General features: G+C 63.9%; 11 protein-coding genes. 4 read left to right on the forward strand and 7 right to left on the reverse strand.

Going from position 1 to position 14,768, the window contains the following annotated elements:
* Nucleotides 1–5 precede the first annotated feature (5 nt).
* Nucleotides 6–1,016, forward strand: coding sequence for an AraC family transcriptional regulator (locus tag ACS7SF_RS21090; protein ID WP_439894446.1), 1,011 nt, complete (start codon nt 6–8; stop codon nt 1,014–1,016).
* Nucleotides 1,017–1,047: 31 nt separating this feature from the next.
* Here ACS7SF_RS21090 and ACS7SF_RS21095 read toward each other — a convergent pair whose 3' ends face one another.
* The 4 genes from ACS7SF_RS21095 to ACS7SF_RS21110 all read right to left on the reverse strand — a co-directional run bounded on the left by ACS7SF_RS21095 (nt 1,048) and on the right by ACS7SF_RS21110 (nt 7,934).
* Nucleotides 1,048–1,629, reverse strand: a complete 582-nt coding sequence (locus tag ACS7SF_RS21095; RefSeq protein ID WP_439894075.1) for a flavin reductase family protein — start codon at nt 1,627–1,629, stop codon at nt 1,048–1,050.
* Between the two features lie 706 nt (nt 1,630–2,335).
* Entirely contained in the window at nt 2,336–4,915 is a 2,580-nt protein-coding gene (gene cphA / locus ACS7SF_RS21100) for a cyanophycin synthetase (RefSeq protein ID WP_439894076.1), read from the reverse strand.
* Between the two features lie 54 nt (nt 4,916–4,969).
* A complete protein-coding gene (gene cphA / locus ACS7SF_RS21105; RefSeq protein WP_439894077.1) occupies nt 4,970–7,642 on the reverse strand; it encodes a cyanophycin synthetase in 2,673 nt (890 codons plus the stop codon).
* Nucleotides 7,623–7,934 carry a hypothetical protein gene (locus ACS7SF_RS21110; RefSeq protein ID WP_439894078.1) on the reverse strand — a complete coding sequence of 104 codons (312 nt, stop codon included), beginning with the start codon at nt 7,932–7,934 and terminating at the stop codon, nt 7,623–7,625. The genes cphA (ACS7SF_RS21105) and ACS7SF_RS21110 overlap by 20 nt, the downstream gene beginning before the upstream one ends.
* Here ACS7SF_RS21110 and ACS7SF_RS21115 point away from each other — a divergent pair.
* Nucleotides 7,933–10,248: a cyanophycin metabolism-associated ABC transporter gene (locus ACS7SF_RS21115; protein ID WP_439894079.1), complete on the forward strand. Its 2,316-nt coding sequence runs from the start codon at nt 7,933–7,935 to the stop codon at nt 10,246–10,248. The two genes, ACS7SF_RS21110 and ACS7SF_RS21115, sit on opposite strands and share 2 nt — an antisense overlap.
* A 24-nt stretch (nt 10,249–10,272) precedes the next feature.
* The gene (locus tag ACS7SF_RS21120; protein WP_439894080.1) at nt 10,273–10,743 is read left to right on the forward strand and encodes a cyanophycin metabolism-associated DUF1854 family protein; all 471 of its coding nucleotides are present in this window, start codon (nt 10,273–10,275) and stop codon (nt 10,741–10,743) included.
* 10 nt (nt 10,744–10,753) lie between these two features.
* Here ACS7SF_RS21120 and ACS7SF_RS21125 read toward each other — a convergent pair whose 3' ends face one another.
* Nucleotides 10,754–11,926: a serine hydrolase domain-containing protein gene (locus ACS7SF_RS21125; protein ID WP_439894081.1), complete on the reverse strand. Its 1,173-nt coding sequence runs from the start codon at nt 11,924–11,926 to the stop codon at nt 10,754–10,756.
* A 110-nt stretch (nt 11,927–12,036) separates the two neighbouring features.
* Nucleotides 12,037–12,453 (reverse strand): hypothetical protein, encoded by a 417-nt coding sequence (locus ACS7SF_RS21130; RefSeq protein WP_439894082.1) that lies wholly within the window; start codon nt 12,451–12,453, stop codon nt 12,037–12,039.
* Nucleotides 12,454–12,571: 118 nt separating this feature from the next.
* Here ACS7SF_RS21130 and ACS7SF_RS21135 point away from each other — a divergent pair, with 118 nt between their 5' ends.
* A complete protein-coding gene (locus ACS7SF_RS21135; protein ID WP_439894083.1) occupies nt 12,572–14,185 on the forward strand; it encodes a glucan biosynthesis protein in 1,614 nt (537 codons plus the stop codon).
* Between the two features lie 36 nt (nt 14,186–14,221).
* Here the strand turns inward: ACS7SF_RS21135 and ACS7SF_RS21140 are convergent, their stop codons facing one another.
* A complete protein-coding gene (locus ACS7SF_RS21140) occupies nt 14,222–14,683 on the reverse strand; it encodes a hypothetical protein (protein WP_439894084.1) in 462 nt (153 codons plus the stop codon).
* Between the last annotated feature and the right edge of the window lie 85 nt (nt 14,684–14,768).

A 14,768-nucleotide genomic window follows, 5' to 3' on the forward strand; every position in this document is an offset into this window, starting at 1 on the left:
CGACGATGAAGAACAACGAAAAGGGAACCGTCTCCGTCAGCCTCGTCAACGAGGCGCTCAGCCGCGCGCAGGCAGGCGGGCTGGACGTTCAGCCGATCATTGCGGCTGCTGGTATCGCGCCGCAGGTGCTGACCTCGCCCAGAAGCCGCGTGTCATCCAGCCAATACGGTGCGCTGTGGGCGGGCATCGCCCAGGCCATGGACGACGAGTTCTTCGGGCAGGATTCGCACCCGATGCGCTGGGGCAGCTTTGTGGCGATGACGCAGGCCGCACTCACCGCGCGCACCGGCCGGCAGGCACTGGCACGCGCCACGGGCTTCCTGCGTCTGGTGCTGGATGACCTGCACGTGCAGATCGAAGAAGGCGCGGAGCACGTACGCCTGGTCTTCGTGCATCGCAAAGGCACACGTGTCCCGCCGATGTTCACCTATGCCACGTGGCTCATCATGGTGTACGGGCTGACATGCTGGCTGGTGGGCCGGCGCATTCCACTCATTGCCGCGCGCTTTCGGTGCGCAACGCCACCCGATGCGCAGGAATACCGCCTGATGTTCTGCGACGACATGGCGTTCAAGCAGGAGGCGTCGTACGTCGATCTCTCCCCCGACTTTCTGGACTTGCCGGTAGTGCAAACGGCTTCGTCGATCAAATCCTTCCTGCGCGATGCGCCGGGCAGTTTCATCGTCAAATACCGCAACCCGGATTCATTCGCGGCGCGCGTGCGCAAGACGCTGCGCAACCTGCCGGTGGCAAGCTGGCCCGCCTCCGACGCCATGGCGCTCAAGCTGAACGTGGCCGAAGCCACCATGCGGCGGCGCCTCAAGCAGGAAGGCCACACCTATCAGTCGATCAAGGACGACCTGCGGCGCGACATTGCCATCAGCGCGCTGCAGGACACGCGCCGCACCATTGCGGATATTGCCGCCGCAGTCGGCTTTGCGGAGCCGAGCGCGTTCCACCGCGCGTTCCGCAAGTGGACGGGCATGCGGCCTACGGATTACCGGTCGAAAGACTAGGCGTCCGGCTGCCGCCCGTGGGCACCATCCATCATGGTTGCCTGGCCTGCACCTCAAACCCATCGCCCGTTTCAAAGAAGGCGCCGCCCGAGAGGTAATGCACCGTCTTGCTGTCAGCATCGGGAAAATGCCACCGCCCATGACTGAACAGTGCGGGGTCGGCCCAGGCGGCCGTTACTTCGCCGATGAAGAGGTCATAGCGCTTCTGGTTATGCGGCTCAGGGATGACGCGGCATTCGAGCCATGCTGCGCAACCGGCCACCAGCGGCACTTCGATCGTGCGGGCGGGCACTGTGGCGAGGCCCAACGCATCAAACTTGTCGCCGTCTCGACCGGAAAGCGTACCGACGGTGAGGGTCGTCTGCGCAATCGCGCGGGTGGGAATGTTCAGGGCGAACACGCCGGAGGCTTCGATCAGTTCACGCGTCAGCGTGCGGCTGTTGACCACCACCAGCACCTTCGGCGGGTCAAAATCCAGCGGCATCGCCCACGCTGCGGCCATGACGTTGCGTACCCCGTTGTGGGCGCTGCTCACCAGTGTCGTGGGCCCGTGATTGAGGAGGCGGTAGGACTTGGCCAGCTCGACCGGGACTAGCGTGGGGGTGTTGGGCATGATGGTGGGGCTTGGACTGGAGGTGCAATCATAGGCTAGTGGTGGGGCATCACTTGTTTTGTCCTCTGCCGGGGAGGGCCTTGGTGGTCCATCCCTGTTTCACCCCCTGCCGGGGGCGACTCACTTTCTTTGTCTTGCCAAAGAAAGTAAGCAAAGAAAAGCGCGCCCGATGCGGCGAAAGACTCCTTGAATTTATGTCGCAAGGAGGGGAAGGGAAAAACTCGCTGCGCTCAAACAGTTTCCCTTCCTTTTTCCTCCTTGCAACAGAAATTCAAGGCGCCGCATAGGGCAGGGAAAAGCAAACCATCGATTGCCAGTGCACCACTTCGTCTTCCATGGGACTGGCCGCTATGCGCTGCAACCAATCGCATTAGCGCCCGCCTGAGTGCCCCGTCGGTTTGGCCTTTGACGTTCCTGCCCTTGATGGCGCCTTGAATTTCTGTAAGCGGGCGGAAAAAAGAAGGACCGCTGTCTGAGCGCAGCGAGTTTCGGTCCTTCTCCGCCCGGTTACAGAAATTCAAGGGATGGGTCGCCATCTCGGGCGCGCCTTTCTTTGCTTACTTTCTTTGGCAAGACAAAGAAAGTGAGTCGCCCCCGGCAGGGGGTGAAACAGGGATGGACCACCAAGGCCCTCCCCGGCAGAGGACAAAACAAGCGATGCACCACAAAAACAAAACCCCGGCGATCACTCAACCGGGGTTCTAACTTACTCCGCAACGCGCTTAGCAATATGCTCCAACGCCTCCTCCACCTGATCAATCAAGATCAAGCAAAGGTCGCCCGGTTGCAGGCGCGCCAACGCAGTATCAATGGCCAGAAACTCACCGCGAATTTCCTCAACGTGCGTCGTGCGCTGAGCCCCCTGCAGCCCATCACGCAGCAGTGCCAACACCTCGCCGTCTGCACGCCCGCGCTGGCACTGGTCTTCATACAGCACCACGTCATCAAACACGCCGCCCAGAATCTGCGTCTGCCGGCGGATGTCTTCGTCGCGGCGGTCGCCGGCACCGCTGATGACCACTGAGCGGCGCTTGGCCGGCATGCTCACCACGGCGTTGCACAGCGCCTGGATGGCGTCGGGGTTGTGTCCGTAATCGGCGATGAGCGTGGCGCCCTTGTAATCGAATACGTTGAAGCGGCCCGGCGCCGTGGCGGCATCGTTCACAAACGTCGCCAGCCCACGGCGGATGATCGCCCAATCAATGCCAAGCGCCCATGCAGCGGCAATCGACGACATGGCGTTCTCAATCTGGAAGCCGATCGTGCCATTGCGCGTGAGCGGAATGTCGGCCAGTGCAATGCGTGTCTCGCGCGTTTCCTCGTTGCAGCCTTCGGTGGCCACGATGTCGGCGCCGTCGACAAACACCACGCGCTTGCCCTGCGCGCGGTGCAGCGCCATGGTCGGCAGGCTGACGTCTTGCGCAAAGAAGGTGACCGAACCCGGGCAGCCCTCCGCCATGCGCGCAACCATGGGGTCGGCGGCGTTCAGCACGGCCATACCGCGCGGCGCGACGTTCTGCACGATCACGCTCTTGAGCACGGCCAGGTCTTCGACCGTGCTGATGTAGTTCAGGCCCAGGTGGTCGCCTTCACCCACGTTGGTGACGACAGCGACATCACAGCGATCAAACGCCAGACCCTCGCGCAGCAAGCCGCCGCGCGCGGTTTCAAACACGGCCGCATCCACGTCCGGGTGCAGCAGCACATTGCGCGCGCTGCGCGGGCCGCTGCAATCGCCGGTGTCGATACGCTGGCCCTGGATGTACACGCCATCCGTGCCCGTCATGCCCATGCGCAGGCCACTTGTCGCCAGTAGATGGGTGATCAGGCGCACGGTCGTCGTCTTGCCGTTGGTGCCGGAAACGGCCACCAGGGGAATGCGCCCATCGTCGCCGTCCGCAAACATGGTCGAGATGATGGCCTCGCCCACGGCACGCCCCTTGCCGTACGACGGCTGCAGGTGCATGCGCAGCCCCGGCGCGGCGTTGACTTCGACAATGCCGCCGGCCTGCTCTTCGAACGGCTTGAGCATGGTCTCGCACACCGCATCCACACCGCAGATGTCGAGTCCCACCATCTGCGCGGCAGCCACCGCGCGCGCGGCAATGGCCGGGTGGACGTCGTCGGTCACGTCGGTGGCGCTGCCGCCAGTGGACAGGTTGGCGTTATTGCGCAACACCACGCGCGTGCCCTTTGGCGGCACGGCGTCGGCGCTCAGGTTCTGCTTGGCCAGCGTCGCCAGTGCGATATCGTCAAAGCGGATCTTCGTGAGCGATGTGGCATGCCCTTCGCCACGGCGCGGGTCGCGGTTCACTTCGTCGACGAGCTCGCGCACCGTGTGCTTGCCATCGCCAATGACTTGGGGCGGATCGCGACGCGCGGCGGCCACCAGGTGTTTGCCCACCACGAGCAGACGGAAATCATGGCCGGGGATGTAGCGCTCGACGATCACGTCCGACGAGATGTCGGCCGCCACTTCGTAGGCCGTCATCACCTCTTCTTTCGTGCGGATGCGCACGGCCACGCCCTTGCCCTGATTGCCATCGCGCGGCTTGACCACCACAGGGCCGTGAATTTCCTGTGCGGCTTCCCACGCTTCTTCAGCGCTGCCCACCGAGCGGCCTAGCGGCACCGGCACACCGGCCGCGTGCAGCAGCGTCTTGGTCAGTTCCTTGTCCTGCGCAATCGATTCCGCCACGGCGCTGGTCATGTCGGTCTCGGCGGCCTGGATGCGGCGCTGCTTGCTGCCCCAGCCAAACTGCACCATCGAACCCTGCGTCAGCCGGCGATACGGAATGCCACGCGCCACCGCGGCGTAGACGATGGAACCGGTGCTCGGTCCCAGGCGCACGTCTTCGTCCAGATCGCGCAGGCGGTGCAGCGCGTCGTCCAGATCGAACGGCTGGTCGTCGCGCGCGGCCAGGCAGAGTTGGCCGGCCAGCTCGAACGCCAGTCGCCCGACTTCCTCTTCGGTGTATTCGACCACCACCTGATACGTACCCGGTTCGAGCGTCGGCTCGGTATGGCTGAAGGTGACAGGGCAGCCCGCGGCGGCCTGCAAGCCTAGCGCAGCGGCTTCCAGCGCGTGCGCCATCGACGGTGCATCGGCTTCGTCATCCGGGCGCAGCGGGCCGATGGCCGGAAAACGCGCGCGCAGGCGGTCTTCAAAGCCGGGCAGCTCGGCCAGCAGAAGAGATTGGTCCGAGCAGGCCACGATGGCCTCAATGGCCGTGTGACGACACCAGAGGTTCGGACCGCGCAAGGCCCGGATACGAGAGACTTCCATGCAATCAGCTTTCCGTTGTGCTTTGGGCTTTCTTTGTGACGTCAGGCCAGGTCGTCAGGTCTGGGATTGGCCGCGGCCCATCCACTGGTGGACTTGTTCGACGGTGCCCTCAATCGCGCATTCGTCGCATTGCAAGACGAGTAGTTCGCCGGTCTTTAGTTGCGACAGCGCCGCCTCCACCACCTCGCGACGCTTGCCGCCGTCGACGACGACTTCGTCAACACGGCCGCCTTCTTGCAGCCCTTGCTTGAGCAGCGCGCGTGCTTGGGCGTTGAACTGGTCGTCGGTGCGTTTGACACTGGCGTCTTCGCACAGCAGCACGCGGTCGAACGTCTTGCCGATTACGGCGCCTTGCGCCACCAAGTCTTCATCGCGGCGCTGCAAGCCGGCGCCAAACACCAGGGTCCGGCGCTCGGCCGGGAAGTTGTCCAGCGACACAGCCAACGCTTCAAGCGCGGCTGCGTTATGCGCGTCGTCCACCACGATCGTCGCGCCGTTGTGCTGGATGAGCGTGAAGCGGCCCGGCACATCCACCTGACCCACGTCGAACGTGACGATGCCAGCGCGCATCAAGTCGTTGGAGATACCCAGCGCCCAGCCGGTCGCCACGGCAGCCAGCACGTTCTCAACCTGGAACGGCACGCGCCCAGCGTAAGCCAGCGGAATCGCCGAGACATCGGCCAGTGGGACTTCTGTCTGGCCAGTGGCGAGCACCACCTTGCCTTCGCGCACGAACACGGCGCGCTTGCCTTGCGAACGGTGCGCGACGATGGCCGGCAGATCGCCCGACAGCGCGAAGAAGATCACGTCGCCATCGCACAGCTCGGCCATTTCAACCAGACGGGCATCAGCGGCATTGAGCACGCCCACGCCGGTCTTCAGCACAACGTCAATCTGCGTGCGCAGGACGCTGACCATCCGGTCTTCGTCTTCGATGTAGAAGTCGCCCAGGTGGTCAGGCTTGCCGAAATTGGTGACCACGCCGACCTGGCAACGGTCATACGGCAAGCCCTGCGAGAGCATCATGCCGCTGTCGTTCTCGAACACCGCGGCTTCCACCGCGCGGTTCATCAGGATGCGGTGGCAGGCGTCCCACGCTGCGCGATCACCGCGCGCACCCGGCTCCACCTGGCGGCGGTCCAAGTACAGACCGTCGCTGCAACCAAGGCCCGTGTGCTTGCCCGAAAGCTGCAGCAGATGCGCCACCAGCTTGGCCACAACCGTCTTGCCGTTGGTACCTGTGATACCGACGATGGGAATGCGGCCATTGTCTTGTTCCCCCCCTTGCGCGCCACCCTTCTCGGCAAACAGGTGATCGACAATCGCGCGGCCAACGGGGCGCGGCTCGCCCTGCGCCGGGCGGATGTGCATCAGCAGGCCAGGGCCCGCATTCACTTCGACGATGGCGCCGCGCTGCACATCGAGTGGGCGCGAGATGTCTTCAGCCACCAAATCCACGCCTGCAATGTCCAGGCCGACCACGCGCGCTGCCAACGCGGCATGCGCAGCCACGCTCGGGTGCACCCGATCCGTCACGTCGAATGCCACGTTGCCATTACGCTGGATCAGCACGCTGCGGCCCGCCGGCGGCACGGCGTTGCCATCGGCATAGCCCTGACGCTTGAGTTCGAGCTGCGCGGCAGAATCCAGGCGTACGGGGTTCAGCGGGTGTTCTTCGGTGTTGCCACGGCGCGGATCGGCGTTGATCTGCGATTCGATCAGTTGCTCGATAGTGGACGTGCCATCGCCCACCACCGATGCGGACTCGCCCATGGCCGCTGCGGCCACGCGGCCACCCACGACCAGCAAGCGGTGCTCGTTGCCAGAGACGAAGCGCTCGACGATCACACCGTTGCCTTCTTCAATGGCCACGGCGTACGCGGTTTCCACTTCCTCGCGGGTCATCAGGTTGGTGAACACGCCACGGCCATGGTTGCCGTCGTACGGCTTGACCACCACGGGCACGCCGATATCTTCGGCGGCGTCCCACGCGTCTTCGGCGCTATCGACCATGCGGCCTTCAGGCACCGGCACGCCGCAGGACTGCAGCAGGCTCTTGGTGAGGTCCTTGTCGCGCGAGATCGATTCGGCAATGGCGCTGGTGCGGTCCGTCTCGGCCGTCCAGATGCGGCGCTGGCGAGCACCGTAGCCCAGTTGCACGAGGTTGCCGTCGGACAGGCGAATCGACGGAATGCCACGCTCCGTAGCGGCGTCGACGATGCATGCCGTGCTGGGGCCAAGGCAGTGCTCTTCCACCAGCTCGCGCAGGCGTTCGACGGTCGCGTCCACGTCGTAGGGACGGTCTTCGATGGCCGCCATGACAAGGTCACGCGCGGCAAACAGTGCGGCGCGCGTCACGTCTTCGTGCCAGGCACGGACGATCACCTTGTAGACGCCGCGGATGGGGGTCTCGCGCGCCTTGCCGAAACCGCCGGGCATGCCGGCCAGGTTCTGCAGCTCAAGCGTGATGTGTTCCAGGATGTGGCCGGGCCACGTGCCTTCCTTCAAGCGCATGAGAAAGCCGCCGCGCACGCCGGGGCTGCAGCGATGTTCGATCAGCGTTGGCAGCCACGTCGACAGGCGCTCATAGAACCCCGGAATCGTGTTGGAAGGGAAATCCTCCAGTTCACCGATGTCAACCCATGCCTCCAGCACTGGCCGATATGTCCACATATTCGGGCCGCGCAGCGACATGACATCGAGAATCTCAATGTCCTTCTTCTTCATTGAATTTGCTTGGAAAGCCGGGGCGATGTACCCGTGAATTGGCCCGTGAAATCGAACCGTTACCTTTCAATAACGTTACAACGGCTTCGGCGTTGACCTCTTGAGCCAGACGTCCGTTGTGCATTGCAACAAATGTCAGGCTCGGTTCGCTATGTATACTTGCGGGCAAAATTTGCGGGCCGCCAGACGTGCGAGCCCGCGCTCCTGCTCCGATTAATGTTCGTCCTTTATCCGTTTTGGGCCGCTTTTTGTGCCACGGAGACGCGCTTTTTGAGTTCTTTGCGCCGCGCATGACCCAGTCCTCCCCATCGTCCGCCCCCACCGCTATCCGTGCTCAGGATCCCTGGAGCGCCGCGCTTGGCGCAAGCCTCGCCCCAGAAGAAGCCGTCCTGGCCGGAATGCAGCTGGATCTGGACGCCAAACTGCATTTTACCCACGGGTGGCTGGTTGTTACGAATCGTCGCCTGATCGGGATGAACCCGGGTGAAAAGGATTTGCAAAGCTGGGACATCGCCCCCGGCATGACCCTTTCGCACACCGACCACGCCGGCGTGGGCGCACTGGAACTGGCCGACGGACAACGCCGTCTGGCCGGCTGGCGCTATACGCTGGGCCACAACGCCGATGCCCTGCGGCTGACCGACCTGTTCGACGCCCGCCTGGAAGCACTGAAGGCGTTGACCGACGGCACCCAAGTCGTACAGCCCGACGCGGATATCTGCCCGACTTGCAAGGCACCCCTACCGCCCGGCGAAGACACCTGCCCGCAATGCAGCCGCGAACTGGAACAACCGCCCTCCACCTGGGCACTGCTGCGCCTGTGGCGCTTCGCACGGCCATATCGGTGGGAATTGCTGGCCGGCTTTGCCCTGCTGCTGCTCGGCACCGCCGCCACCCTGGTGCCGCCGTACCTTACGATGCCCTTAATGGACAAGGTGCTGATCCCGTATCAGAACGGCAAGCCGATCGATTACAGCCTCGTCACGCTCTACTTGTCCGGCCTGCTGGGCGCCGCGCTGGTGGCCTGGTCGCTGGGTTGGGCGCGCACCTACCTGCTGGCGCGCGTGTCCGAGCGCATCAGCGCGGACCTGCGCACCACTACCTACGAGCACCTGCTCAAGCTGTCGCTCGAATACTTCGGCGGCAAGCGCACGGGTGACCTGATGGCCCGCATCGGCTCGGAGAGCGACCGGATCAGCGTGTTCCTGTCGCTGCACCTGCTCGACTTCGCCACCGACGTGCTGATGATCGCGATGACGGCCGTGATCCTCATCTCGATCAACCCGTGGCTGGCGCTCGTCACGCTGGTGCCGCTGCCCTTTATCGCGTGGATGATCCACCTGGTACGCGACCGCCTGCGCCATGGTTTCGAGAAGATCGACCGGATCTGGTCGGAAATCACCAACGTGCTGGCCGATACGATCCCGGGTATCCGTGTGGTCAAGGCGTTCGCGCAGGAAAAGCGCGAAGTCACGCGTTTTGCCGAAGCCAACAAGCACAACCTAGCGATCAACGACCGGGTCAACGCGGTGTGGTCGCTGTTCACGCCCACCGTCACGCTGTTGACCGAGATCGGGTTGCTGGTGGTGTGGATCTTCGGGATCTGGCAGGTGAGCCACGACGCCATCACCGTGGGCGTGCTGGTGGCGTTCCTCACGTACATCAGCCGCTTCTACACGCGGCTGGATTCGATGAGCCGCATCGTGTCCGTCACGCAAAAGGCGGCCGCTGGCGCCAAGCGGATCTTCGACATTCTCGATCATGTATCGAGCGTGCCGGAGCCGGCCAAGCCCGTGCACATCGAGAAGGTCAACGGCGCGATCGAGCTGCGCGACCTGGGTTTCCGCTACGGCAACCGGGCAGTGATCCGCGGCCTGAACCTGTCGATCCAGCCGGGCGAGATGATCGGCCTGGTGGGGCATAGCGGCTCGGGCAAGAGCACGCTCGTCAACCTCATCTGCCGCTTCTACGATGTATCGGAAGGCGCGATCAGTCTGGATGGCACCGACATCCGCTCGCTGCCCATCTCGGAATTCCGCCGCAACATTGGCCTGGTGCTGCAGGAGCCCTTCCTGTTCTTCGGCACGATTGCCGACAACATTGCTTACGGCAAGCCCGACGCCACGCGCGAAGAGATCATCGCTGCCGCGCGCGCCGCGCACGCGCACGAGTTCATCCTGCGCTTGCCGCACGGGTATGACTCGCTGGTGGGTGAACGCGGCCAAGCGCTGTCAGGCGGCGAGCGCCAGCGCATTTCGATTGCCCGCGCGTTGCTCATCAACCCGCGCATCCTGATCATGGACGAGGCCACCTCCTCCGTGGATACGACCACCGAGAAGGAAATCCAGAAGGCGCTCGACAACCTCGTGCAGGGCCGCACCACCATCGCCATCGCGCACCGGCTGTCAACGCTGCGCAAGGCCGATCGCCTCGTGGTCATGGACCGTGGCCAGATCGTCGAAGTCGGCAATCACGACGAACTGCTCGCACGCGAAGGCGCGTACTACAAGCTGTATCAGGCGCAAGCGCGCAATGTCGATGCCGACACCGACATGACGAGCGACGGCGAGCGCACGGACGCCGCCGAACCGACCTACGCGCAGTAATCACGCATATCGAACGACACTGCGATGCAGACACCCGATTTCACCCTGAGCCGCAACAGCTTCGGCAAGCTCGTCGTAACCTTGGCCGACGGCACCGCCCACGAAGGCGTGATGCCCGTGCGCGCGTTCCCCATCTCCGCCGCAGACGACGGCCTCAGCCTGATGAGCACCGACGGCCGCGAGCTGGCTTGGATTACCCGGCTCGATGCGCTGCCTGCGCCCACGCGCGCACTGCTCGAAGCCGAACTGGCCGCACGCGAGTTCATGCCGGAGATCCGCAAGATCGTCGGCGTATCGACCTATGCCACGCCCAGCACGTGGACCGTGGAGACCGATCGCGGCCAGACCGACCTCGTGCTGCGCGGCGAAGAAGACATCCGCCGCCTGACAGGCACCACGCTGCTGATTTCCGACAGCCACGGCATCCACTACCTGATCCGCGATCAATTGGCGCTGGATAAAGCCAGCCGGAAGATTCTGGATCGGTTTCTCTGAAGCGTGGCAATCACCGCGCGGCCGGTTGGGCCGGCTGCACTGTCGCCATCACTTGATCGAACAGTGTTGCGGCCTGCTTCCAGCTCGCGCGCTGGTTGTAGTCGCCGGCGGTGGTGACGATCACCATGTCGAGCCCGGGCAGGATCCACAGGCGCTGGCCGCCATTGCCGATGCCGCCGATCCAGCCCTGGTGCATGCCGCCGGCATCCACCTCGCCAAGCCACCATTGATAGCCGTATTGCAGACCCATGCCGGTGTCGATGTGCGGACGGGTTGAATCGGCAATCCACTCGGCGGGTACCACTTGGCGGCCGTTCCATTGACCGCGCTGCAATACGAGCTGGCCGATGCGCACAAGATCGCGCGGATGCAGGCGCAGCCCGGCAAACGCGAGCGGCCGGCCACGGTAGTCCTCCACCCATTCCCAGTCGGTAATGCCCAGCGGTTCAAACAGCTGCTTGCGCGCGTACTCGGGCAACGACATGCCGACGCGCTCGGCCAGCAATTGCGCCAACACCGCCGTGTTGCCGCCGTTGTAGTTGAACTGCGTGCCGGCCGGTGCTGCCATTGGCCGATCGAAAACGTAATGCACCTGCGACGTGTGCCAGAAGAGTCCGAATTCGTCGTTGTTGAACAGGCTCGTCGCGCGCCATTCGTTCCAGGCCAGACCGCTGGACATCGACAGCATCTGGGACAGCGTAATCGCCTGGCGGCCATCTCGATTTAGATTCGCCAATTCGGGAAATAGAGACAGTACGGGCGCATCGAGCGGTGGCGTCTTGCCCTGCCCCTGTGCGATACCCCACAGCAGGCTCGTCACCGATTTGCTGATCGAGCGGATGTCATGCAACGTATTGGCGTCGAACGTGCGCGTGGTGCGGAACAAGTCCTTCACGCGTTCGTCCTTGCCGGCGTGGTAGACCTCCGCGACGAGACGGCCGTGGCGCGCGATGAGCAGGCTGTGAATGTTGGCTTCGCCGTCGGCGAGATTGCGCAGAACGGTGCAAAGGCGACGGGCGTCGAGGCCAGCCGCTGCGGGGCTCGCTTCAATTTGCCAGCCGTCGTTCAACTGGGCAGGCGCATCGCATGGTGGGGCGGCGAGGACCCCGTGCGCAGCGTATGTCAGCGCGAAAACAATGCCCGCACGGATCAACCAGCCGGCACTGCGACGTCGTTGCGCCATGGAAAGCCCCACATCAGGTTGGTGCACGCAGTATCGTTGGCCGTCGAGCGATGCATCCAGCAGGTTGCGATGAACAGCGGGTTTGGTGGCGTGAACGTCTGCGCAAACGGTCAACGTCGATATACGAATCCTGCCCACAGGCACACAGATACAAACGCACTGATGACCACAAAGGCCAGCCAGCCCGGCACGCGTGTGTGCCGCGAGCGCATTGCTTCAACCGCGACCCGCGCACGCTCCCGACGAGCCGGGCCGCCGAACACCCATAGCCGCAGACCAAACACGCCCAACATTGCCATGCCACCGCCTGCAATCATGTGCAACCAAACCTCGTACACAAAGGATGCAGCGTGCGGCCCCTTGGCGTAGGCCATGAAGTGCTTGCCACTACTTTTTAAATAGACTTCGACGCTGCCTCGGCTCAGCCCTTGATATCCGAGATAAAACAAGCTGAGGCCCAAAATGACCATGGCAATGCAGCAAACGAAAATCTGACGCCGCCAGCGGCTGTCGGAATCGATCGTCATGTTGCTCTTGTTCCTGAAATGTGACGGGCAAGTATAGGCCTCGGCCAAATGGTGGAGCGAACCCCACCCGCGTTACCATGTCGGACTATTCTGATTCAACGATACGTCACAGGCACCTATGGTCACGCGTCGCACCCTTCTTGCCTCCGCTTCCATCTCCGCCTCGCTGGCTGCGCTCGGCATCACGCCCGAAGCGCTAGCCGCCAGCCGCGTCAAGCTTGGCGATGCATCGCCGTTTTCGTTCGATGCGCTGATCGACCGCGCCCGCACGATGGCAAGCAAGCCATACACGCCGCCCGCCACCGCGCCGGCCGACATCCTCGCCAAGATCGACTACGAGGCGCACGGCAAGATCAAGTTCGACACCGCGCATGCCCTGTTTGCGGACGGGCCCGGCCAATTTCCGGTGACGTTCTTCCACCTGGGCACGTTCTTCCGCGCGCCGGTGCGCATGCACGTGGTGGACAAGGGCGCCGCACGCGAAGTCGTCTACGACGAGTCGTACTTCGACATGCCCGCCGACAGCCCCGCACGCAAGCTGCCGCGTGGCAGCGGCTTTGCCGGCTTCCGCTTCCAGGAGAGCCGCCTGGGCGATCAGAAAAAGCTCGACTGGAAGAAGAACGACTGGGTCGCCTTCCTGGGCGCTTCGTACTTCCGTGCCATTGGCGAGCTGTATCAGTACGGGCTGTCTGCGCGCGGCATTGCGCTCGATGTGGCGCAGGCTGGCAAGCCCGAAGAGTTCCCCAACTTCACGCACGTGTGGTTCGACACGCCGGCAGACAGCCACGCCGACTCGGTCACCATCTACACGTTGCTCGACGGCCCGAGCATCACGGGCGCCTACCGCTTCGCCATGCATCGCACGAAGGGCGTGGTGATGGACATCGACACGGCGATCTTCCTGCGCAAGGACGTGGACCGTTTCGGCATCGCCCCAGCCACGTCGATGTACTGGTTCTCGGAAACTGCCAAGGGCACCGCCACCGACTGGCGCCCCGAGGTGCACGACTCCGACGGCCTCGCCCTATGGACGGGCAACGGCGAGCGCATCTGGCGTCCGCTGAACGATCCGCCGCGCACGATGGCTTCGGCCTTTGGCGACAACAACCCGCGCGGCTTCGGCCTGCTGCAGCGCGACCGCGATTTCAACAACTACCAAGACGGCGTGCACTACGAGCGCCGCCCGAGCCTGTGGGTGGAACCGCTGGAGGGCTGGGGCGAAGGCGCCGTGCAGCTCATCGAGATCCCGACCGACGACGAGATCCACGACAACATCGTCGCCATGTGGGTACCGAAGGCGCCGGCACGCGCGGGCAGCCAATACCGCTTGCGTTATCGGCTGCACTGGCTGGCTGATGAACCGTATCCGACGCAACTGGCGCGCTGCGTGGCCACGCGCCTGGGCAATGGCGGCCAGCCGGGCCAGCCGCGTCCACGCGGGGTGCGCAAGTTCATGGTCGAGTTCAAGGGCGGCCCGCTGGAGAAGATTCCCTTCGGCGTGAAGCCGGAGGCCGTGCTGAGCACCTCGCGCGGCACGTTCTCGTATGTGTTTACAGAGGCCGTGCCGAACGGTGTGCCAGGCCACTGGCGTGCGCAGTTCGACCTGACGGTCGACGGCAAGGAACCGGTGGACATGCGCCTGTTCCTGCGGGTGGATGGCAAGCCGCTGTCGGAGACGTGGCTCTATCAGTACCACCCGTTCCAGTCGCCGGTGGGGCCGGTAGCGTCGTAAGCGTCGGCAACAAAAAAGGCGAGGAAGATTCCTCGCCTATCGATACGCAACCATCACCACGGCCAAGACGGGCTCCACCGTAGTATTTGCGCGTGACACCGTTAGCCTGCCGCTGCGCCCCATCAGCAAGTTGCGCCGAAAGCCGCTGTAATCGACACGCACGTCCGCATCGCTGCTCGCTTGCCCGACGCGCAATGGTATCCGGGATGTTGTGCTGGCTTGTACCGACACCTCGGCAGGAATCGGCTTGGTGCCCTTGGCGTTGAAATCCACGACGACGTAATCGTCGTTGCTGGCCGCGCGTGCCCGTAAATCTGCCGCCGCGGCAGGGGTCTTGGCGACCGTGCCACGCGTTGCGTCCAGAGCGAATCCGTCTTCAACCACCAACCCGATAAAGCGGATCACACCTCGCTGCGGACCCGACGTCGGCTGCGCGTGACTCACACCCGAGGCAGCTACCGCCAGCGCGACCGCCACTTTGACAAAAGGCTTCCACATAACTTCCCCCATACCCGACCCTCGGGCGATGTACTGTGATCAGTCATTTTCGAACGACCACGCGCGGCTGTTTTGTAAATGGCGA

The organism is Ralstonia sp. 25C (assembly GCF_051904805.1).
Classification (GTDB): domain Bacteria; phylum Pseudomonadota; class Gammaproteobacteria; order Burkholderiales; family Burkholderiaceae; genus Ralstonia.

What these genes read in the sequence shown, in the direction of transcription:
- ACS7SF_RS21090 (WP_439894446.1), top strand. Translation starts at nt 6, where the DNA reads ATGAAGAACAACGAAAAGGGAACCGTCTCCGTCAGCCTCGTCAACGAG.
- ACS7SF_RS21095 (WP_439894075.1), bottom strand. Translation starts at nt 1,629, where the DNA reads ATGCCCAACACCCCCACGCTAGTCCCGGTCGAGCTGGCCAAGTCCTAC.
- cphA (WP_439894076.1), bottom strand. Translation starts at nt 4,915, where the DNA reads ATGGAAGTCTCTCGTATCCGGGCCTTGCGCGGTCCGAACCTCTGGTGT.
- cphA (WP_439894077.1), bottom strand. Translation starts at nt 7,642, where the DNA reads ATGAAGAAGAAGGACATTGAGATTCTCGATGTCATGTCGCTGCGCGGC.
- ACS7SF_RS21115 (WP_439894079.1), top strand. Translation starts at nt 7,933, where the DNA reads ATGACCCAGTCCTCCCCATCGTCCGCCCCCACCGCTATCCGTGCTCAG.
- ACS7SF_RS21110 (WP_439894078.1), bottom strand. Translation starts at nt 7,934, where the DNA reads ATGCGCGGCGCAAAGAACTCAAAAAGCGCGTCTCCGTGGCACAAAAAG.
- ACS7SF_RS21120 (WP_439894080.1), top strand. Translation starts at nt 10,273, where the DNA reads ATGCAGACACCCGATTTCACCCTGAGCCGCAACAGCTTCGGCAAGCTC.
- ACS7SF_RS21125 (WP_439894081.1), bottom strand. Translation starts at nt 11,926, where the DNA reads ATGGCGCAACGACGTCGCAGTGCCGGCTGGTTGATCCGTGCGGGCATT.
- ACS7SF_RS21130 (WP_439894082.1), bottom strand. Translation starts at nt 12,453, where the DNA reads ATGACGATCGATTCCGACAGCCGCTGGCGGCGTCAGATTTTCGTTTGC.
- ACS7SF_RS21135 (WP_439894083.1), top strand. Translation starts at nt 12,572, where the DNA reads ATGGTCACGCGTCGCACCCTTCTTGCCTCCGCTTCCATCTCCGCCTCG.
- ACS7SF_RS21140 (WP_439894084.1), bottom strand. Translation starts at nt 14,683, where the DNA reads ATGTGGAAGCCTTTTGTCAAAGTGGCGGTCGCGCTGGCGGTAGCTGCC.